Source organism: Collinsella aerofaciens ATCC 25986 (assembly GCF_964259375.1).
GTDB classification, from domain to species: domain Bacteria; phylum Actinomycetota; class Coriobacteriia; order Coriobacteriales; family Coriobacteriaceae; genus Collinsella; species Collinsella aerofaciens_BO.
Genome location: NZ_CAXVJM010000002.1, coordinates 34,793 through 55,455, shown reverse-complemented (window position 1 = coordinate 55,455; position 20,663 = coordinate 34,793). Strand labels below are relative to the sequence as shown.

Genomic DNA, 20,663 nt, shown 5'->3' with positions numbered 1-20,663 from the left:
AGGCCGAATCTTCGTCCAGATGTTACAGATTTAGACAAAGATACGGGGCAACCCCAGCGGCGGCGTCGATGCCTCCAGTCTTTATTAGTCCGCTCGAACGGTCTCCAACAGATAATCGCGCATGTACGGAATTGCAAACGAAACACAGCCGTAGCCAGCAGGCTCAATCAGTCCCGTATCGATCAAACGTTTGCGATACGACCCGACTTTATTCGCCGGCAATCCCATCTTTTTGGCAATATCACCGTTCGTAATCTCGCCGCCTTCGCATTGCGCCATCGCCGCGAGATATTGGAACTGCCGCTCCGACACCCTGCGCAGCGCGGGGGCAATCACCATGGCATTGAAACTATCAAGAGCTGCCTGGACACCCTTGCGAGCCGCCTCTTCACTCACGCTCTCCGACCCGCTGCGCGAAGCAACCTGCCAAGCGTAATATCCGACCAACTGGACCATAAAGGGATAGCCTGCCGAAGCCTTTGTCAAAAGCTCAGCAACGCCTTCGTCGAGTTCCTTGCCCGCACGCCTCATCGTATCCTCAAACGATCCGCCGACTTCAAAATCTGAAAGCCGCGTGAGTTCGATATGCTTCGCCCTCTGAAGGAACGTCAACGTATCATCCACCACCACGCCATCCACAGAGGTTGGCAAACCAGCGAATGCAAAGGCGACATTCGCCCCTTGGCGAATCAAGAGCTGCATTTCATTACCCAGCTCGCGCATTTCCTCAGTTGAGGCGTCCTGAATCTCATCGAGTGTGATGAGCAAACCACCTCGCTTCGCGGCATCGTACATCGCCTCGCCCAGATGAGAGGCTGACTTCGACAGCTCCACGGAGCCAAGGCTGACTCCTAAAATTGATGGGGAAATCGACATTGATGCAAGACGAACATTTCGCTGCAGAGCCTCGAGAATTCTGTCGCAAAAACCGGCATTTGAGGCGACGTCGACAACCTCGAATCCTTTTTTGCGCGCAAGATCGCCCAATGCGTTGAGGAGCACCGTTTTACCCGTGCCTCGGACACCCGAGATGCGCATGAGTCGATCGGGGGCACCAGGGCCATTCTCAAGAGCCTCGGCAAAGTCATCCAAAACAGCGTCGCGTCCGATAAGCTCAGGTGGATTCATGCCCGCTGTTGGCTTAAAGGGATTAATAGCTTTTGACATTCGACCTCCTCTGCCAGTTTTAACAACTTTAACAAAGTTTAGCAACTTTAGCAGAGTTTAACAGTTTTAGCAGGCTCGGCGGCTTTATGCCTTACCGATTCTGTCGGGTCCTCCCGCCCGCGCCGATACAAATAGCGCGGTGCGGCCCCTCTATACCGCCCCTACCCCAGCGAGCGGTTGAGGGAGCCGAGCTCATCGTTGCCCATGGTGCGCCACATTTGATAGATGCAGCCGCGCGCCAAGAAAAAGAAGCCGTTATCGACAAGTTGCACGGCGGCATCCGCGAGCTGATTGGTCACGGCGGGCACCGGCGGCAGCTCAAGACCTGCCTTGCGGATGGTCTCGACAGCCTCCTCAAACGTGGGCGGTTTGATGACGCCCATCTCGTTCATAAGGCCCTGCATTTCCTCCTGCGCACTGCCACCCGACTCCTCGCCGCGCGGCACCAGGCGGTAGCACGCCAGCGCCAGCTCGAGCTGGTCGCAGTTCCAGTAGGCGAATGCCAGGCGATAGAACAGGTAACCGATCGAAGTTCGGTCGCTGGCGATGCGCAGGCCGTGGCGCGCCACCTCGATAATCTCGTCATAGCGCTCCAGACGTGCCAGCACGTTGATCAGGGCAAAGTGAGACTGCATAGACGAGCGTGCCAAATCGTAGAGACGACGCACCTCGGGCAGCGCACGCTCAAAGTCCTCTTGTTCGGCGTAAAAGCTGCAAATCTCGTGCTGGGCAAAATACAGCGCATCGGGAGCGCGAAGGATACGCACGGAACGGTCCTCCTCCATCACCGGCAGCACCATGCGCACCAGCTGGTTGTCGCAGAACTGGGTCTGCACTGGGCCCGTCGCCAAAAGCTCGGCAACTGTACACTTGGCTTCCAGCTCCTCGACAAGGCGAGAAAAGCCCTCGAAAGCACCAGCTCGGTCAACTTTGGATTGCTCGCGCAGCTCGACAACGCGGGCGACATACGGATCGCTGTCCTCCTCCATGACCTCAAGCTCGTCAGCCGTATCAGCGAGCAGCAAATCGCGAAGCGCAGGCGGCAATGAACGATGGTCATCACGTGGTCGGGCGTGAACCTCTGCAGGCTCAATCATGTCCGGAGCATCTGCCTCATATGCCTCGAGCAAATGCCTGCAGGGCATGTCGTCCATATCCATGCTCTCAGGATCCTTGGCGACAGAAACGCAATCGGCCAGATAAGCCGCACGGCCAAAGGAATACGTTTCGACAACGCGCTCGCCCTGCTCGCCGTCGGGAGCCGCAATCTGCACGTAGCAGCGCGTGATGCGAGCGCCCGAAGCAAAGCAAGCCGCCGCGAGCGTAAGCGCGATACGCGCATCGTGCTCAGTGGCCCATGCCGTGCGCTTAGGCTCATCCACCTCGCGCCAGGCGTCATCTTGAGCATCGTATTCGCGCTGCGGCATAGCATCGACAACCGTGCGGCCAAATCGCACCAGCACGATGCCCTCGGCGACGTTCGCTCGATAGGTGTAGTCGAGCCGCGTGACCACGTTGAGTGCTTCTACGATACGTGCAAAACGGGTGCGAACGTCCCACTCGCCACCCGGCTGGCACGCAACCGTCCCCGGCTTGGCCCACGGGTTGTCATTCGACAGCGTTTCGAGCAAGCGAGGAACGTCGTTTGTCGTCTTGCTGATATGCCACAGGTCAAAGAGCGAGCAGCCCTCAAAGCTTGGCGACGAGGCAACGGGGCCCAACCCTGCCCCAATACGCTCAAGGATGCCCGATAGGCGGTTCAGGCGGCACTCGACGGCAAGTAGGGTATCGATCTCGTCCTGGTCCAGCAGGCTACGGTCAAAATTGAGATAAAAGAGCCTCGAGCGATCGATGCGCGCCAGGCTCATTTCGGTTTTGGCCGCGATGGTGCGCAGGCGAGGCAGATTAACTTCGCCCATCAAAGCGGCGGCATAGCGCTCAATGCCACTTGGATTATCTGTATGGTCAATGCGGTAGAGCAACGTTTCGATTGCATCGGGCAGCGGTGTGGAATCAAAACCCAGCAGTACCTCAACCGGCTCGGGGAGTTTTACAATCTTGATCTTGTCGACAGCATTTTTCATGCCCTCGTCGAGGCCGTCGGCATCTGCCGTGCCCGAGACAGTGTTTTCAGAATCGGCGAATATCACGTAACGCAAGAACATCGAGGCCATGAACTCGCCGTAGCGAAGGCTGCGCGTCGAATTCCACGTCTCGCGATCGGATTGTTCGCGCATGGTGCCTTCGGGAGAGCCGATGACTCGCGCCCGGGAGTGCATCGTCCCATCGGTACCCCTGACCGCAATCTCACCGATGTTGGAATCGGACTCGTCAAGAATCAGTTGCATGTCGGGATCGTCGGGCAGCGATACCTCGTTAACGGGACGGTCCACCTTATAGACCTCACCCGAAACGCACACGTAGCCCAAAAGCGACACATGGCTTTTGCCGACGAATTCGACGACATAGCATGATTCATGCGGGTCCTCGCCAAAGAGCTTCCAAACCACGCCATACGAGCGTCCCGCAGGCTGCTCGGGCATGGCCGGAAAGCGCTTTTTGGGATCGAGAAACCTGAGCTTGTATGTCGGACGCTCTGCCACGAAATATCACCCTGATCGGTCGTCTAAAGAAAGAGCGCGCCACGGGCTCACCGAGGCGCATACTCGAAATCTTACACGAGTCGATGGGAAATAGTCCCCATTGACCGAGGTTCGAATCCATGCGGCGTCCGCCTAAAAGAAAAGCCCCCGTTGCCGGGAGCTTTAATCTCAAATGGTGCGGCGTATAGGATTCCGCGCATCCGCTTGCGCGGATCCGCACCGGCTTCGCCCGCCTGCCGGCGGACTCGCCCGCGGGCTAAAAACGCTCCGCGTTTTCTTTGCGCCCGCGCCTCGACCGAGGTTCGAATCCATGCAGTGTTTACGTAAAAGAAAAGCCCCCGTTGCCGGGAGCTTTAATCTCAAATGGTGCGGCGTATAGGATTCCGCGTATCCGCTTCGCGGATCCGCACCGGCTTCGCCCGCCTGCCGGCGGACTCGCCCGCTCGCTACGGACGCTCCGCGTCCGCTTCACGCTCGCGCCTCGACCGAGGTTCGAATCCATGCGGTGTTTACGTAAAATAAAAGCCCCCGTTGCCGGAGGCTTTCGATTTCAATTGGTGCGGCGTATAGGATTCGAACCTATGACGTTCTGATTCGTAGTCAGACCCTCTATCCAGCTGAGGTAACGCCGCGACTTGTTGATTATTATGCACATGGACTGAATAATGGTCAAGCGTTTTTTCAAAAAAAGTTATCGAATTTGATTTTTACTCATTTGGAGGGCTTGGCACGATCTTCGGTGCATCGCGATATAAGAAAAGCCCCCGTTTCCGGAGGCTTAAAACTCAATTGGTGCGGCGTATAGGATTCCGCGCATCCGCTGCGCGGATCCGCACCGGCTTCGCCCGCCTGCCGGCGGACTCGCCCGCTCGCTAAAAACGCTCCGCGTTTTCTTGACGCCCGCGCCTCGACCGAGGTTCGAATCTCCGCAATGCTCCCGTAAAGGAAAAGCCCCCGTTTCCGGAGGCTTTAAATTCAATTGGTGCGGCGTATAGGATTCGAACCTATGACGTTCTGATTCGTAGTCAGACCCTCTATCCAGCTGAGGTAACGCCGCAACGCACGGATTATTATGCACGTGAGCCCTCGATGGGTCAAGCAACAATTTGGAAAATTTTTTCGAAGCGCTGATTAAGTTGTCATGCTGATCCGCACCGGCTTCGCCCGCCTGCCGGCGGACTCGCCCGCGGGCTAAAAACGCTCCGCGTTTTCTTGACGCCCGCGCCTCGACCGAGGTTCGAATCCATGCGGCGTCCGCCTAAAAGAAAAGCCCCCGTTGCCGGAGGCTTTAAGTTCGATTGGTGCGGCGTATAGGATTCCGCGCATCCGCTTCGCGGATCCGCACCGGCTTCGCCCGCCTGCCGGCGGACTCGCCCGCGGGCTAAAAACGCTCCGCGTTTTCTTGACGCCCGCGCCTCGACCGAGGTTCGAATCCATGCGGCGTCCGCCTAAAAGAAAAGCCCCCGTTGCCGGAGGCTTTAAGTTCGATTGGTGCGGCGTATAGGATTCGAACCTATGACGTTCTGATTCGTAGTCAGACCCTCTATCCAGCTGAGGTAACGCCGCAGCGCAAGACATATAAAACCACTTTAGTTCGTTAGAGTCAAGCAAAATCTCAAACTTTTTTTCGCGCGGGCCGCAATTTGTCACGCTGCACCACAAGCATCAGCGCTTCTTGTGCGATCGATTGGCTTTTCGATCACATCGAACCCGGCGCCAAGCTCCCCCAGAAGCGACCGCACCCGTTGGGCACAGTCGTAGTCGGCAAACGAGATGCTCAGCATTCGGGCCACCTGATTAGAAGTTCCAACGCCATAGAAGTGCTCAAGGACAACAAGCGCCTCATGCGCTACAAACGTCTCGACCACATGCGGCGACTCCTCATAGCACCATTGCGTCAATGGTCCCTCACTCGTCTGCCGAACCACCAAGCCACCCATACCCGACGGCTCGCACGTTACCAGCAGGTGCTCCCCGCCCTCATCGCTCTGGAACAACACAACCCGCTCGTCGAACAGCTCCATCACATCCCCTTTCTCTTGCTCTTAGTTAGCAAAAGCATAGCAGGTAAATGCATGTATACAGAACGTTTGTTCGTGTGTTTTCTATCGAGCTGTCCGCACGGCATGGTATAGCCGCACACAAAAAGGGCGCCCCTAAAAGGAGCGCCCTCGCAAATCGCCTATGCAGATAGCTTACGCGACCGGCTCGATCTTCTCGAGGCCGCCCATGTAGGGACGCAGAACCTCGGGGATCGTGATGGTGCCGTCGGCGTTCTGGTAGTTCTCCAGAATGGCAGCCATGGTACGACCAGCCGGCAGGCCGGAACCGTTAAGGGTGTGCAGGTAGCGCGAGCCCTTGAAGTTCTCGGGGTCGCGATACTTGATGTTGGCGCGACGGGCCTGGAAGTCGCCGCAATTGGAGCAGGAGCTGATCTCCTTGTAGGCGTTGTAGCTCGGCAGCCAGACCTCGATGTCGTAGGTCTGACGGGCAGAGAAGCCCAGGTCGCCGGTGCACAGGCTAATCACGCGATACGGCAGGCCCAGCTGCTGCAGCAGGTACTCGGCCTCGGCGGTCATGCTCTCGAGTTCCTCGTCGGACTCCTCCGGCTTGGCAAACTTGACCATCTCGACTTTGTCGAACTCGTGCTGGCGAATGATGCCGCGGGTGTCGCGACCAGCGGAACCGGCCTCCTCGCGGAAGCAGGGGGTGAAGGCAGTGTAGCGGCGAGGCAGAGTGTCGGCGTCCAGAACCTCACCGGCATGCAGGTTAGTCAGTACGACCTCGGCAGTAGGGATCAGGAAGTTGTCGCCCGAGACGTGATAGGCGTCGTCCTCGAACTTGGGCAGCTGGCCCGTGCCGAACATGGTCTGACGCTTGACGACGATGGGCGGCCACCACTCCTTGAAGCCACGGCTCGTGTGCGTGTCCAGGAAGAAGTTGATAAGGGCGCGCTCAAGGCGGGCGCCGGCGCCACCGAGAACGGTGAAGCGGCTGCCGGAGAGCTTGTTGCCACGCTCGAAGTCGAGGATGTCCAGATCGGTGCCCAGATCCCAGTGGGGCTTAAAGTCGAAGTCGAACTCGCGCGGGGTGCCCCAGCGGCGACGCTCGATGTTCTCGTCCTCATCCTTACCGTACGGGGTAGCCTCGCACGGAATGTTGGGCAGGTGAGACATGAAGTCGTACTGCTCCTGCTCAAGAGCGGTACGGCGCTCGGCCAGACCGTCGATCTTCTCGTTGACGGCGCGCACGGCCTCCTTGGCGGCCTCGGCCTCGTCCTTCTTGCCCTCCTTCATCAGGGCGCCAATCTTCTTGGACTCGGCGTTACGCGTGGCCTGGAGCTCCTCGACCTCGGTGATGACGGCACGGCGCTCGTCGTCGAGTTCAAAGAACTTCTCGCGATCCCAAGACGTCTGGCGATTTGCCATGGCGGTATCGATGGCATCGGGGTTCTCGCGAACAAACTTGATATCAAGCATTAGATCCTCCGGCGATATACATTCCATTTAGGTTGCAACCTTGTACATGTATGGGCAAGTATATACTTATGAGCGTTTACGACCCAACTCAACTACGCAAGAAGGCACCCAATGGACGCAGTTTTTTCCTTTTTGTTTGGCACCCGCACCGGTTTTGCCATCCTTTTCGCCGGCGGCATCCTGCTATTTGCGATTCTTGCCTTTGTGATGGAGAAGCGCACCCATAAGATGTATGTCGACCGCGGCCCCAAGTCCGAGGACGAAGAAGACAGCTTCTGGGACTAACCTGCCAAAAAGGGACAGGTTTATTTTGGTCGGTTTTATCTGGGCAAACGCAAGCGCCCCGCAACTGGAATTGAGCCAGTTGCGGGGCGCTTTTTGCTAAAAGGACAAAACCGCAGGAAAAACCTGCCAAAATAAACCTGTCCCTTTTTGGTCGGTTTTACTGGAGGGTTGCGTCGATTGCCTTGATCAGGGCGCTGCGCATGCCGGCATCCTCGAGCGCGACGACGCCCTTGATGGTAGCACCGCCGGGCGAGCACACGGCATCCTTCATCGCTGCGGGATGCTGACCGGTTGCAAGCTGCAGCTTTGCCGTACCCAGCACCATCTGGCTCACAATGCGATAGGCATCGGCGCGCGGGATACCGTGCTTGACGGCCGCGTCGCCCAGGGCCTCGATCGCCATGGCAACAAATGCCGGTGCGCAACCGCCCACGGTACCGCCCACAAACAGCAGACTCGAATCGAGCTCGACCACCGTGCCAAGCTTTCCGAGCAGACCGAGCACCGTGGCACGCTGCTCATCGCTAAGCGTGGAAGCCTTCTCGCAAGCGATAACGCCCTCGCCCACCGAAACCGGCGTGTTGGGCACCGTCGAGATATGAGCGACACCTGGCAGGACCTGTTCCCACTTGGCGCTATCCCAGGTCCAGGCAACCGAAAGGACGACCTTGTCGGCAAGCGCATCCTTGAGCGGGGCGAATACCTTCTCGATCATGTACGGTTTGACCGCCGCAACCACGATATCGGACGCGGCAACAACCTCCGCCGCATCATGGCAGGCGGCCATGCCCCGCGCCTCACAACGCTCGATCAGAGCATCGTAGCGACCCGCGCAGGCGCACATGTCGCTCGCGGCCACACCGGCGGCAATCCAGCCATCGGCCATAGCGCTCGCCATATTGCCAAAACCGACAAATCCAATCTTCATATCACACAGTCCTTTCAGACACATTCCTCAAAACGAAAGTCATTGTCCCACGCCATTGTTTCGCATTGCCGACCTACTTGTGATACGGCTCGCCACGGCTAATCTTGCAGGCGCGGTAGATCTGCTCCAGCAGCACCACGCGCGCCAGGTTGTGCGGCAAGGTAATGCGTCCAAAGCTGAGCATCTCGTCGGCGCGGGCGCGCACGGCATCGCTCACGCCGTCCGATCCGCCGATTACAAAAGCGATGTCGCTGTTGCCTCGCAGCATAAGGTCATCGAGATGCGTCGAGAGCTCCTCGCTCGAACGCTCCTTGCCCTCGATAGCCAGCAGAATCACATGTGCCCGCGGTGGCAGGGCGGCAAGAATCGCCGCGCCTTCTTTGTTGCGCGCGGCATCCACACCGCCCGCCTTGGCCGGATCGATATCGGCAACCTCGCGCATATCTACCTTGGCATAAGCGCCTAGGCGTTTGGTGTATTCGGCGCACGCGTCCTTCCAAAAGCGCTCTTTAAGCTTGCCAACGCAAACAACGGTATATTTCACGCGCGTCTACTCCTTCGACTCGTTCTGAACTTTGCCGGCGGTCAGCATCTGCTCGAACATCGAGGCCGACTGTGAGAAATCGCTCGGCAGCACGACCGTCGAGGTTTTGCCCGTGCGAGCGAACTCCGTCATCATCTCGGACCACTGCGTAAACATGAACAGCTGGTTGGCCTCATCGTTGCCGACGCCCGTCTCCTGGATAATCTCGAGCGAGTCCTTGATGCCCAGTGCGATGGCTTTGCGCTGGTTGGCGATGCCTTCGCCTGCCTTTTCCATCGCCTCGGCCTCGGCGGTCGCCTCGGTAACGCGCTTGATGCGATCGGCCTCGGCGAGCTCCTGCGCAGCGGCGCGCTTTCGCTGGGCGGCGTTGATGTCGTTCATGGAGTTCTCGACCTCGGTCGGCAGCGCGATCTTGGTGATAAGTGTCGACACGAGGGTGAAGCCGTAGGCGGCCATCTGCTCGGACACGGTGGCGTTGACGTCCTTGGCGATATCGTCTTTTTTGGCAAAGACCTCATCGAGCGTGTAGACGGGGATGGAAGAGCGCAGGGCATCGGTGATGAAGTCACGCATTTGGTCGACGGGCTCCTGCAGCATGTAGTAGCTCTTGTAGATGCCCGAATCTGCCGGGCCGGCGCCCATGTCATAGCTCACGTGGTACTGAGCAGAGACCTCAAGGCCGATAGTCACGTTGTCCTGGGTCTTAACGTCGATGCCAAAGCCGTTTTTCATGGTGCGCAGACTCACCGTGGCGGCTTTGCGGTCGATCACGGGCACCTTCATGTGGAAGCCCGCGTTGACGATGCGGTTGAACTTGCCCAGACGCTCGATGATCACAGCATGCTGCTGTTCAACGACATAGCAGGCGTTGGGGAGCAGTAGCAACAAAATGATGATGGGAAGCAGAAGGCTCGTAAGGGTAGCGATGATACCGGACAACAGCATGGTTTCTCCTCTGATAGGCACGCGTTGGGACTAGGATACCCGCACAAAGCAGCCGTGTGACACCAACAAGAGGACCCGTGGTCAAAAAAGGCCAAATATGAGTACTGTTACCAGTTTAGTAACAGCGTATTTGGGTCAAAATCGCCTCTTTGAACCCGAAGTCTATCGAAATGACTTCATTTTGTCTCAAGGTTGAGCCAAATTAGCGTACATCTGTTGCGTAAAATGAGCAAAAATGGCTTCGTGAAATGTCTCTATTTTCGTGCCAGTACTCATATTTGCCACTTTTTGACCACAGGGGCATCTGCCGCGCGAAATCGATAGGTCAAATCTGCCAAAAACGGCCCGTAACAAAAAAGCTCCCATTGCTGGGAGCTCTTTCATTTAATGGTGCGGGCGAAAGGACGTCCGCGTATCCGCTTCGCGGATCCGCACCGGCTTCGGCCGCCTGCCGGCGTCCTCGCCAGCTCGCTAAAAACGCTCCGCGTTTTCTTTACGCTCGCTCCTTCGCAGGTTCAAGTCCCCGCGATGGGCCCATAACAAAAAAGCCCCCATTGCTGGGAGCTCTTTCAATCAATGGTGCGGGCGAAAGGACTTGAACCTTCATGGGGTTGCCCCCATACGGACCTGAACCGTACGCGTCTGCCAATTCCGCCACGCCCGCGTGCAGGAATTAGAATAACGGAGCGCCACCGCGAACGCAAGAACTATTTTTGAAAAAGTTTGCAGGCATTTTCCCAGGCGGCTCGAGCGATTGCCTCAGCGTCCTCGCCGGTACGATCGACGCGGTCGTTGACCAGCGCATTTGCTGTGATGGAAATCATTGCAGACTCGCACTCAAGACCGCGAATGGGCTCCGGCGCCATATAGGGACAATCCGTCTCGAACAAAATACGGTCGAGCGGGGTTGCCGCGAATGCCTCGCGCACGTCGTCGTTGCGCTTAAAGGTAGCCGCGCCGCCATAGGCGATGTAACAACCCAAATCCACAAAGCGCTCCATCGTGGCTCGGTCCTCGCCAAAGCAGTGCAGTACGCAACCGGCCTGGGGCACGCCGACCTCGCGCAACACGTTGTAGGCGTCCACATGCGAGGTGCGCTCCTCGTCCGCGTCCTCATGACGCAGATGTAGCTCTACCGGCACATTGCGGCGTACGGCAACCTCGAGTTGGCGCGCCATGCAGTCGATCTGCACGTCGTGGGGCGCCGGCGCAATATCGTCGTCGTAATCCATGTGGTAGTCCAGGCCAATTTCGCCGATGCCAACACACAACGGATCGTCGAGCGCAGTCACAATCTGGGCATGGATATCATCGGTGTAGTCGGGCGCGCCATACGGATGCACGCCGGCGAGATACTTGACCTGCGGAATATCCCGCATCGGCAAAATCTCGCGCACCAGCCAGTCACTATAGTCCGTCACGCTGCGTTTGTCGGCGATGGGGTCGAAGACCGTCACCAACAAGTCGATGCCCGCGGCTTTAGCGCGCACGAGCGTCTCGGGCACTTCTTTGCCCCAGAACGAAAGCAGATGCGCATGCGTGTCGGCAAGCGGTGCCAAGGGCACGGGACAAGCAACCGTCTTCTTTTTCTTGGTAAACGTCACGCGTTCGACATTAGGCGTCATGGGAAAGCTCCTGAACCAAGCGGACAAAGGCAGCGACGTCGAGCGTCTCGGCGCGCGTGGTAGGTGCGATACCGCAGGCCTCAAAGGCGGCGTCGAGCGCGTCCTTGGCAAAGCCGTTGGCGCTCATGGAGTTGCGAATCGTCTTGCGGCGCTGAGCAAACGCAGCGTCGATCACACGGGCCACAAACTCGCGGTCGATGCCCTCAGGTACCACTCCGTCAACGCGATCGATGCGCACTACGGCAGAATCCACGTGCGGTGCCGGCATAAAGCAGCGCGGCGGCACCTCAAAGCGCCCCGTCACCTGCGCATACAGGCCGAGCTTTGCCGTGTAGCCGCCATAGGTCTTGTTGCCCGGCGTTGCGGCAATACGATCTGCAACTTCCTTTTGCACCATGACGACGGCGCGCTTAAGCGCGGGCATCGTCTGGAAGAATTGAAGGATGATCGTCGCCGCCACGTTATAGGGCAGATTCGCGACAAACACCGTGGGTTCACCACCGGCGACCTGCTCAATCTGCTCCGGCGTCACCTTGAGCGCATCGCCCACGATAAAGCGGAAGTTGGCATAGTCGGCGGCATGGGCGTCAAGCACCGGCTCAAGCTCGGGATCGGCCTCGATCGATGTGACGCACGCCGCCTCCTGCAGCAGGGCCAACGTCAGCGTGCCGCAACCCGGGCCGACCTCAAGCACGCGCTCATCGCCCGCAATTTCAGCGAGCTCACAGATACGTTCGATCACATGGTTGTCGATCAGGAAGTTTTGGCCCAGGCGATGCTTGGTCGCAAGGCCAAACTCCTCTAGCAGCTCCCTAGTTGCCGTGGGGTTTGCCAAAGGCGAAGTTGTCATAGTTGCCTCCTTAGCATGGTGGCGGCGTCTTGAAACAAAAGGGCATGGACCGTTGCGGCCATGCCCTTACATCTAAACAGCAAATTGCCGATATGGCGCGCAGCGGCTTAGCCCAGACGCGGGAACAGCGGCTCGCCCTTCTCGACGGGCTGACCACCGGCAAGCAGGCCCCAAGCGCAAATGCCCTTGAGGTCGTCGCTCGCGGCCTCGTCCTCGCAGGACAGGCGGCGCAGGGCCTCGGCAGAAGTCTGGGGCATGAGCGGCATCAGCAGGTGAGCGGCAATGCGGATGGCCTCGAGCAGGTTGTAGATCACAAACGCCAGCTCGTCAGCCTTGGCCTCGTCCTTGGCGAGCGCCCAAGGCTCGGAGTCCTCGATGTAGTGGTTGGCGGCATGGATGAGCTCCATGACCTCGTCCTTAGCTCCGCCGTAATCGAGCACGTCCATCTTGGCCATGTAGCGATCGACCAGGCCATCGGCAATCTTTGCCAGCGGGTTGTCGAACGCATCGAACGATGCGGGCTTGGCGGGCGCGCAACCGTCAAAGTACTTGCCGCTCATGTTGAGCGAACGCGAGATAAGGTTGCCCCAGCTGTTGGCCAGGTCGGCGTTGTAGACCTGCTCCATGCGCTCGAAGCTGATGGCGCCGTCGGTGCCGGGCACCACGTCGGTCATAAAGTAATAGCGATAGCCCTCGACGCCCAGCATGTCGATAACGTCCTGCGGAGCGATGGCGTTGCCGCGGCTCTTGGACATCTTCTCGGCCTTGCCGGTCTCGGCATTGCGCACGGTCAGGAAGCCGTGGGCAAAGACGTGCTCGGGCAGGGCCTCGCCGATGGCCATGAGCATGGCGGGCCAAATGACGCAGTGGAAGCGGATGATGTCCTTGCCCACGATGTGAAACTGCGCGGGCCAGCGATAGGCCAGCTCGGCACGCGCCTCGTCGGTGTCGACACCGTAGCCGACGGCCGTCATATAGTTGAGCAGCGCATCGAACCACACGTAGGTCACGTGACCCTCGTCAAACGGGACCTGAATGCCCCAGTCAAAGCTCGTGCGGCTCACGGAAAGGTCGTTAAGGCCGCCCTCGACAAAGCTGCGCACCTCGTTCATGCGGAACGCGGGCTCGACAAAGTCGGGGTGCTCGTCATAGAGCTTGAGCAGCTTGTCCTGGAACGCAGAGAGTTTAAAGAAGTAGGACTCCTCCTGCACGCGCTCGAGCGGACGGTGGCAGTCGGGGCACAGGTGCTGGCCGACGCTGCCGTACTCTTCGTCACCCTTCTGGACCTGCGTATCGGTAAAGTAGGTCTCGTCGGGCACGCAGTACCAGCCGTCATAGCTGCCCTTATACAGGTAGCCGGACTCCTTCATGCGCTCCCACAGATACTGCACGGCGTGATGCTGGCGCGGCTCGGTGGTACGAATGAAGTCGTCGTTGGAGATCTCGAGCTTGCTCCAAAGCTCCTTGAAGTGCGGAGCCTGGCTGTCGGTCCACTCCTGCGGCGTCATGTTGTGCTTGGCTGCAGCCTCGGCGACCTTCTCGCCGTGCTCGTCCATGCCAGTCAGGAACTTGACGTTATAGCCGGCGGAGCGGCGATAGCGAGCCTGAACGTCGGCGATGATGGTGGAATAAGCCGTGCCCAGGTGCGGATCGGCGTTGACGTAGTAGATGGGCGTCGTGATAAAGAACGAAGGCTTGCTTTGATCCATGGGGTTTATCCTCCAGAAAAACGTTGCATACAGGGGATGATTCTAGCGCAAGGGCTGGATATCCTCCATCTATTGCATATCGAGCACCATGGCATAGACATCGCGCTTGCGGCGCGAGTACTTCTGCGACAGGCGCTTTGCCACCGCGGAGGCGGGCTCTCCCTCCTCGAGCGCGGTGCGAATGTCCTCGCGCAGGGCCTCGTCGGGGTCGGCCGCCGCGGCGCCAACCGGCACGATGCCGGCCTCCTCGTCCTCACTCGGCGGCGCGATGACCAGCGCGATCTCGCCCTTTACCTCGCCACGGGCACGCAGCTCCTCGGTTAGCTGGGCGGCGGATCCACGCAAGACTTCCTCGTGCAGTTTGGTGAGCTCGCGGCAGACGGCAACATCGCGCTGGGGAAAGACCTCGGCCACGGCCTCGAGCGTCGCGACGATGCGATGTGGAGACTCGTAGAAGATGAGCGCGCCGGGGACGACGGCAAGGCGCTGCAGTCGGCGCACGCGGTCGCCGTGCTTGCGGCCCAAAAAGCCTTCGAAGAAGAAATGCTCGCAGGGAATACCGGACGATACGAGCGCCGTGACGCAAGCAGAGGGGCCGGGAATAACCTCGACAGGCACGTCCGCCTCGCGCGCCGCCTCAACCAAAGCCTGGCCGGGATCAGACACACTCGGCATACCGGCGTCCGAGGCAAAGGCGAGGGTCTCCCCCGCCAGCAGGCGGTCGACCAGGCCAGCTGCGCGACTTGCGATCACATTCTCGTCGCAACGAACGAGCGGCTTGGAGATGCCTAGGTGCATCAGCAACTTTGAGGTCACACGCGTGTCTTCGCAGCAGATGGCATCGGCGGCGGCAAAGGCCTCGCCGACGCGCGGAGACAGGTCGCCCAGGTTACCGATGGGCGTACCGACCACATAAAGTTTGCCCGTGCGGGCGCTGTTTTGCGTCATATCAACCTATTCAATCATGCCGCGCTCGAGCGTGCCGAGCGCCGCGCGGGCGTCCCATGCTGCAATACGCTTCTCGGTCTTCCACGTTTGGAAGAACCAGCCAGCCGCCGGCGCAAACGATGCCAGCTGGTTGGCGATAAACACGCGCTCGTAGGCATTGCGGCCCTCGGGCGTAACCGACGAGTTGGCAAAAATCGCCGCACCCGACCATTCACCAACCAAAACGGGGAATCCGGTCGAGATTGCCTCCTTGAGCTCACGCTTGTTGCGCGAAATCGCCGTCGTCAGACCGCGGGGGCTCGTGATGTCGAGCGCATACTCGTCGCGGTAATGGTACAGGTGAAGGTCCATGTAGACGTTCTTGTACTTGGCACCGCGCATAAAGTGCTTCCACTCGCCAGGGTGTCCCGAAGAGGAAAAGACGACAATCTTGTCCTCGGGCATATACGAACGAACGAGCTCGTACGCATCACGATAGAAGTTGCGCAGGTAGTGCGCCGGAATACCGTCTGTCATGGTAAAGAGGCTCTTGCGTACGCTCATCTGCGGCGTATCCAACAGCTCGATGCCCAGCAGGCTCTCGGACTCACCATAGCGATCGGCCAGGCGTTCGAGCACATCGAGCGCAACGTGACGGCCATTGGTGGACGAATGCCACTCAGCGACGACTTCCGGCGTCGTGGGCGAATCGTTGGAATCGCCCTGACCGCCGGGTACAGTCGCCAGATCGAGCAGTACGCGGATGTTGTACTTGGCGGCCCACTCAATAGCACGGTCGATATAATCGACGACCGAGATGTAGGAAGCGTCGGACTCCTGCGAGCCAAAGGCATACCACGGCACCGGCAGGCGCACGGCGTTGAGACCGATCTGCGCCATACGACGAAAATCGTCCTCGCTCACAAACGTCTCGTAATGGCGACGCATGCGCTCGTTATAGGCAGCGGTGCCCATAGCCTCCTGCAGCTCGGCTGCATTGGATGCTCCGGTCGCCGCATAGAGCGACGGGGTCACCCAGGGCTCGGGAATAAACCAGCCAGAGAGATTAACGCCGAGAATCCTCTCCATCACGGCCCCCTTCGAATCGCGCAGGTCGAACCTGCATCGTATTGCATAGGAAAAGTATCGGTTTGAGTATACCCGCGCGTGCGGACAGGCGACCGAACGGTCTACAAAGTGGCGCAAAAGTGGGAGGAATGTCCGGGCAGACGGGCCCGAGATGGCGCGCCGAGATGTACATATGCGCCGGAAGTAGGCGGTCGGAAAGCGTGCCCCGTTTTTTCGCAAAAGACTGGGATGCATTTTCCGCCAAGAGCCGCAAAAGGAAAGCGCGTCCCATTCTGACGCCGGATTCCGGTCCACACTTTCCCAAACAGGCTCAAAGCGGAAAACGCATCCCGCTCTGAAGCCAAATTCCGGGATGCAGTTTCCGCAGGAGCCCTCGGTAAAAGAAAAGGACCCCTTTGCAGAGGTCCTAGTCAATTCAAGGTGGCGGGGAAGGGAATCGCGCCCGCGCTCCGCGCGTGCGGACCGCTGCGGCGCTTCCGCGCCTTGCGAGCTCCGCTGGCAAACGCTATCGCGTTTACTCAGCTCCGCGCCCTCACGGGGTTCGATTCCGTGCGAGAGCTACATAAAAGAAAAGGACCTCTTTGCAGAGGTCCTTATCAAGTCAAGGTGGCGGGGAAGGGAATCGAACCCCTGACACGAGGATTTTCAGTCCTCTGCTCTACCAACTGAGCTACCCAGCCATTTGAGGTGTGCCTTGTTTCAAGGCTTGATTAGTATAACCAAGGACGCGCTCCGGTCAACCGAGAATTTTAAAAAAGTTTTTGAGCGCGACATCGACCACGATCTCGATCCTATAGAACGGCACGTCAGAAGCATCAACCGGCCGCAAGAAGTTTTTCGCTCAGTCCCTTAAGCCGGCACGCGTTGGAGAGCAGGGGGCGAAACAATGATTGAAGGGCGCTCGAGTGCCGCCCAGGCGCCGGGGCAAGAGCACATGCGCCAGGGACGTACGTTTTCGTAACACACGAGGACATTGCCATTGCGATCGATAAAGGCGATGTCGATGGGATAGGCCATAAAGCAGGTGTGGACCGAGGAACAGCGCGGAAACGCCATGACAAGCGGCAGTCCGCTGGCGGCAATCGGCCGCCGTCCCAGCATGCCGCGCAGACGCACGGTAAACGACTCCGCCACCACAAACTCGGCCGGCGTCCAGTCCAACATGTTGAGCGCCCGCGCGTAGGCGATATAGGACGAGACCGCGGTCACATGACCACCCCCGGACGCCACGGATCGACCGTCACCGCGCGTTCATGCGTGAGCACGGCCGGCGCCCCCAGGGAAACGCCGGCGATGCTCAGCGAACTCGGCCACGGTTCGTAGTGCATGGTGCAGGTATAGGTCCTAAACGTACCAGAAAGAGAGAGCAGGCCACCATCCGATGACGCCTTGCCTTGCTCGCTCGAGACCTCGACCTGTAGGCCATATCCCTCCATGGCATCCTGAATCTGAGCCTGAACGGTCGCGGAAGCGTCAATGGAGCTCTCGTCACCCTCCCCGCCCGGCGCCACAGCGTGCGCCAGCACGATGTCGGGCACCACGCGGTCGAAGCGCGCGACCGCGCCGGCAAAGATCATGACGTTGTACGCGATGAGAGCCAGCACGATCAGGACGGGCGTAACCACGGCCATCTCGACCGTCGCCTGGGCACGCTCCTCGCGCAAGCCCGTGCGAACGCCCATTACGACCCACCGCCAAAAGCCCCCGCCAGCGTGGCAACATCGACAGTGAGCGGGATGGAGCCGCCACCGGGCAGCGGGATCTCCGCAAGCGTGAACACCGCGCCGCTGATGGTGCGCTCGACGTGATATTCCAATGCCTCGCAAAGTGCCTTTGGGTCAGTCACGCCCAAGGGGATTTTTCGCAGGGTATCTTGAGTTTTGGAGATGCCCGCGATATCGGACCCCGGACTTTTAATGACATTGGCGGTATCGGTCAACACCGGTTTTCGCAGACGCAAATCGCACGGTTCGAGCCCCAGCGCCGCCACGGAAGACGAGACGGTGTCACCGAGCCAGGACGCGATGGAGCCCAACGCGCCGCCACCCCCTCCCAAGCCACCAATCAGCTCTCCCATAAGCTCGTCGGCCGCACCCTGGATGTCTCCGTACCCCACAAGCAGGTGGCCCCAAACATCCATAACGCCGTCGAGCACGCCGGCAACGCCGCCCGAACGCTCCTCCAGCGTCGAGAAAAACCGCGAGAGAACGTTATTTTGCGCCGTCGCATCATCGGGCGCGAGCACTGCAGCAGAAATTGCACCACGATCGCCAAGCTCAACAGCCGTGTTAAACGAGGAGCTGAGCTCGTCGGGGCTGGAGATGGCGCCCGAGACCGCAAAGGCGACTACGCCGTTGCGGCCGGGCGGCGCGATGCGCGGGCGCTCACCGGAAAGTTCTTTGATGGCGGTATCGAACGCATTGCCCGCACGGTCGGCTTCGTCCTGGGTCTGACGCTCGAGTTCGAGCTCCTTGTTGCGACAGTCGACGTAGTCCTCCAGGGCGTCTTTAAACTTGTCAAAGTGATACTCGAAGCCGTTTTCGATAGAGGTTGAAGGCGCCGCAACAGCACCAAGCGACAAAACGCCAAAATGGCATTTGCTGCATTTATCCTGCCCATCGTAATCGGCAACCGAAGCAAATCCGCTCGGCGTTCCTTTCTTGTAGTTAGGGCAGGTCGTCCCGTAATGCAGATACGCCTTGCCATCGTTCACGCTCGTCGGCCACACTGCATCGGTGTAGAGCTCGGTCGCCCGAACCTCATCAGAGTTGCGCGGCAGCAGCGGAATATAGGAGGAAACCCTGTCTCCGTTCTCGGTTATATATGCCCGATCGACCTCCGCACTCGCATAGGTATAGAACGCCTTACGCGCCGCAGACTCTGCCTTCATCTCGACACTCGAGCCTTGGGGTTTCTCATTTGTCAGACGCCAATGGTAGTAGTCCTTCGCGCGATCAAGGGCAACTTGAGGCTCCCACGTAACGCTCGATGAGTAATGCGGATTTTGAACACCGGAGAGATCCGTTAGGCTTTTTGCGCGCTCCCACATACACGAACAGCTGCCGACCGAACCTTTATCCGATCCACCGCAATCCGCTAGCCAGGCGCGCTCTTTGGCCTTCGCCGTCTCCTCCGATGCTTTTTGTAGCTCCTCGGCCGCGCGCTCCAGATCTTCCGACGCATCTTTAATGGCATCGGTCGAGATTTCGGATCCTTCGAGCGCAACAAAATCCGACTCGGACGTCCTAGGCACGGCAAGCGCCGTACCGGTATAGGTCACGCCGTCGGTATCCTGCGCCGATACTGCCTGCATGGCGCGCGCGGCAACCAGGTACGGCAAGGCGGTCTCGATCTTTTGCAGGCCCTTTGCCGCGCTTTTAGCAAACTTGTTACGCGTTTTAATGATCTGGGTTCCCGTATCGATGATATCGCTGCCGACAACCTCGGCGCCCGGAATGAGAATGGCAACCAAGCCGGTGCCGATCGTGGCAAACCCCGCCAGGCCCAAACTCAAAATGCTCGCATCGACCACCGTGGCGGCTGTGTGATAGGACGACACCACGTTGGCGCCCGCCAGTGCACCGCTATCGGCCGCCACCTGGGTGTCTCCGGCGCGCGACATACTCCATATCGCCGCGGTCGACGAAAACAGCAGCGTAAGCACCACCAGAATGACAACCGCAGAGGAGAGCGTGGTATAGGCGCCGTCTTCGATAAACAAGTCGATACCGGCGCGGCCCATAAAGCCGCCCCGCTTGCGGCGAGCGCCTGGTCGACGGCGGGCCGCAAGCCCTTGCGTCGCCCGCAGCAGGCAGCGCCTAATCCCATGCAGCAATCCATGAATCATAATCTCCCTCCAGCCATTCGGGACGCGATCGATACGAGACGTCGACCTTGAGCTCGACATAGCCGCCCTCACCCGCACTGCCCATGGCCCGCACAAATGCACCGATCACGGGCAGCGGCTTAACCTCGCCGACAACAGACACGGACGAAACACCGCCGGCACCGGCCCGCCCCAACTCGATATCCCACGACAGCGGCCCGCCGGCATGAAAAATCGAGACGTTGGGCACCGCGGCAAGTCTGCGACGAGTGAACTCCTTAAGGTCATCGTCGTTCTCCACCGTCGTCGTGGTCATAAGCCGCGCGGTCTCGGCGGCGGCAGACTCCATGACCGCGCGCGTATAGAGCAGGCACACCGGCTGCAACGCGAGCAAGATAAGCGTCAAAAACGTCGGCAGCAAAAAGGCGGCCTCGACCGTAGACTGCGCCCGATCCTCGCATGCGATATCAATACAGAGCGATGTCCTTGGCACCCGTCGCGGCATCGATAACCGACGATGGGGCGACGCCATGAGACGCTGCCCGCTCGACCAGTGCCGCCAAGCGCCCATCGGTGCCAGCGCGCCAAAGCCCCGCAATCGCCAGCGCAATCGACAACAGCGCCACGGTGACGATGGCGTATTCGACGGTCGACTGAGCAGATTCCTCACGCAGGACATCATGCAT

General features: G+C 59.3%; 18 protein-coding genes and 5 tRNA genes. 1 reads left to right on the top strand and 22 read right to left on the bottom strand.

What is annotated here, in order from left to right:
• Positions 1-84: 84 nt before the first annotated feature.
• From ACEXKH_RS01235 to serS, 7 genes are all read right to left on the bottom strand, one after another.
• Complete coding sequence (locus ACEXKH_RS01235) at positions 85-1,167, bottom strand: AAA family ATPase (RefSeq protein WP_373572776.1); 1,083 nt, start codon at positions 1,165-1,167, stop codon at positions 85-87.
• Between the two features lie 161 nt (positions 1,168-1,328).
• Positions 1,329-3,770, bottom strand: coding sequence for a tetratricopeptide repeat protein (locus tag ACEXKH_RS01230; protein ID WP_373572775.1), 2,442 nt, complete (start codon positions 3,768-3,770; stop codon positions 1,329-1,331).
• Between the two features lie 555 nt (positions 3,771-4,325).
• A tRNA-Arg gene (locus ACEXKH_RS01225) sits at positions 4,326-4,402 on the bottom strand.
• A 348-nt stretch (positions 4,403-4,750) separates the two neighbouring features.
• A tRNA-Arg gene (locus tag ACEXKH_RS01220) sits at positions 4,751-4,827 on the bottom strand.
• A 432-nt stretch (positions 4,828-5,259) separates the two neighbouring features.
• Positions 5,260-5,336, bottom strand: a tRNA-Arg gene (locus tag ACEXKH_RS01215).
• Positions 5,337-5,416: 80 nt separating this feature from the next.
• Positions 5,417-5,794, bottom strand: a complete 378-nt coding sequence (locus tag ACEXKH_RS01210) for a hypothetical protein (protein ID WP_373572774.1) — start codon at positions 5,792-5,794, stop codon at positions 5,417-5,419.
• A gap of 171 nt (positions 5,795-5,965) precedes the next feature.
• A complete protein-coding gene (serS, locus tag ACEXKH_RS01205; RefSeq protein WP_117797155.1) occupies positions 5,966-7,249 on the bottom strand; it encodes a serine--tRNA ligase in 1,284 nt (427 codons plus the stop codon).
• Positions 7,250-7,360: 111 nt separating this feature from the next.
• Between serS and ACEXKH_RS01200 the strand changes: the two genes are divergently transcribed.
• Positions 7,361-7,534, top strand: coding sequence for a DUF6724 family protein (locus ACEXKH_RS01200; protein WP_006235069.1), 174 nt, complete (start codon positions 7,361-7,363; stop codon positions 7,532-7,534).
• A gap of 157 nt (positions 7,535-7,691) precedes the next feature.
• Here ACEXKH_RS01200 and proC read toward each other — a convergent pair whose 3' ends face one another.
• From proC to ACEXKH_RS01125, 15 genes are all read right to left on the bottom strand, one after another.
• Positions 7,692-8,462, bottom strand: a complete 771-nt coding sequence (gene proC / locus ACEXKH_RS01195; RefSeq protein WP_373572773.1) for a pyrroline-5-carboxylate reductase — start codon at positions 8,460-8,462, stop codon at positions 7,692-7,694.
• A 73-nt stretch (positions 8,463-8,535) separates the two neighbouring features.
• Positions 8,536-9,006 (bottom strand): 23S rRNA (pseudouridine(1915)-N(3))-methyltransferase RlmH, encoded by a 471-nt coding sequence (rlmH, locus tag ACEXKH_RS01190; RefSeq protein ID WP_373572772.1) that lies wholly within the window; start codon positions 9,004-9,006, stop codon positions 8,536-8,538.
• Positions 9,007-9,012: 6 nt separating this feature from the next.
• A complete protein-coding gene (locus ACEXKH_RS01185) occupies positions 9,013-9,951 on the bottom strand; it encodes an SPFH domain-containing protein (RefSeq protein ID WP_343007347.1) in 939 nt (312 codons plus the stop codon).
• A 577-nt stretch (positions 9,952-10,528) separates the two neighbouring features.
• Positions 10,529-10,615: transfer RNA gene (locus ACEXKH_RS01180), tRNA-Leu, on the bottom strand.
• Positions 10,616-10,658: 43 nt separating this feature from the next.
• Positions 10,659-11,576, bottom strand: a complete 918-nt coding sequence (locus ACEXKH_RS01175; RefSeq protein WP_373572771.1) for a TatD family hydrolase — start codon at positions 11,574-11,576, stop codon at positions 10,659-10,661.
• Positions 11,566-12,426, bottom strand: a complete 861-nt coding sequence (gene rsmA / locus ACEXKH_RS01170; RefSeq protein ID WP_373572770.1) for a 16S rRNA (adenine(1518)-N(6)/adenine(1519)-N(6))-dimethyltransferase RsmA — start codon at positions 12,424-12,426, stop codon at positions 11,566-11,568. Before rsmA ends, ACEXKH_RS01175 begins: the two co-directional genes overlap by 11 nt.
• Positions 12,427-12,533: 107 nt before the next feature.
• Positions 12,534-14,135 (bottom strand): methionine--tRNA ligase, encoded by a 1,602-nt coding sequence (gene metG, locus ACEXKH_RS01165; RefSeq protein WP_373572769.1) that lies wholly within the window; start codon positions 14,133-14,135, stop codon positions 12,534-12,536.
• 69 nt (positions 14,136-14,204) lie between these two features.
• On the bottom strand, positions 14,205-15,083 hold the full coding sequence (gene rsmI, locus ACEXKH_RS01160; RefSeq protein ID WP_373572768.1) for a 16S rRNA (cytidine(1402)-2'-O)-methyltransferase: 879 nt from the start codon (positions 15,081-15,083) through the stop codon (positions 14,205-14,207).
• 6 nt (positions 15,084-15,089) lie between these two features.
• Entirely contained in the window at positions 15,090-16,151 is a 1,062-nt protein-coding gene (locus ACEXKH_RS01155; RefSeq protein ID WP_373572767.1) for a glycoside hydrolase family 5 protein, read from the bottom strand.
• A gap of 607 nt (positions 16,152-16,758) precedes the next feature.
• Positions 16,759-16,831, bottom strand: a tRNA-Phe gene (locus ACEXKH_RS01150).
• Between the two features lie 169 nt (positions 16,832-17,000).
• On the bottom strand, positions 17,001-17,360 hold the full coding sequence (locus ACEXKH_RS01145; protein WP_373572766.1) for a DUF192 domain-containing protein: 360 nt from the start codon (positions 17,358-17,360) through the stop codon (positions 17,001-17,003).
• Positions 17,357-17,833 carry a hypothetical protein gene (locus ACEXKH_RS01140; RefSeq protein ID WP_373572765.1) on the bottom strand — a complete coding sequence of 159 codons (477 nt, stop codon included), beginning with the start codon at positions 17,831-17,833 and terminating at the stop codon, positions 17,357-17,359. Before ACEXKH_RS01140 ends, ACEXKH_RS01145 begins: the two co-directional genes overlap by 4 nt.
• The gene (locus tag ACEXKH_RS01135) at positions 17,833-19,998 is read right to left on the bottom strand and encodes a hypothetical protein (RefSeq protein ID WP_373572764.1); all 2,166 of its coding nucleotides are present in this window, start codon (positions 19,996-19,998) and stop codon (positions 17,833-17,835) included. Before ACEXKH_RS01135 ends, ACEXKH_RS01140 begins: the two co-directional genes overlap by 1 nt.
• Positions 19,970-20,470 (bottom strand): TadE/TadG family type IV pilus assembly protein, encoded by a 501-nt coding sequence (locus tag ACEXKH_RS01130; protein ID WP_271737155.1) that lies wholly within the window; start codon positions 20,468-20,470, stop codon positions 19,970-19,972. The genes ACEXKH_RS01135 and ACEXKH_RS01130 overlap by 29 nt, the downstream gene beginning before the upstream one ends.
• Positions 20,445-20,663: a hypothetical protein gene (locus tag ACEXKH_RS01125; protein ID WP_271737156.1), complete on the bottom strand. Its 219-nt coding sequence runs from the start codon at positions 20,661-20,663 to the stop codon at positions 20,445-20,447. The genes ACEXKH_RS01130 and ACEXKH_RS01125 overlap by 26 nt, the downstream gene beginning before the upstream one ends.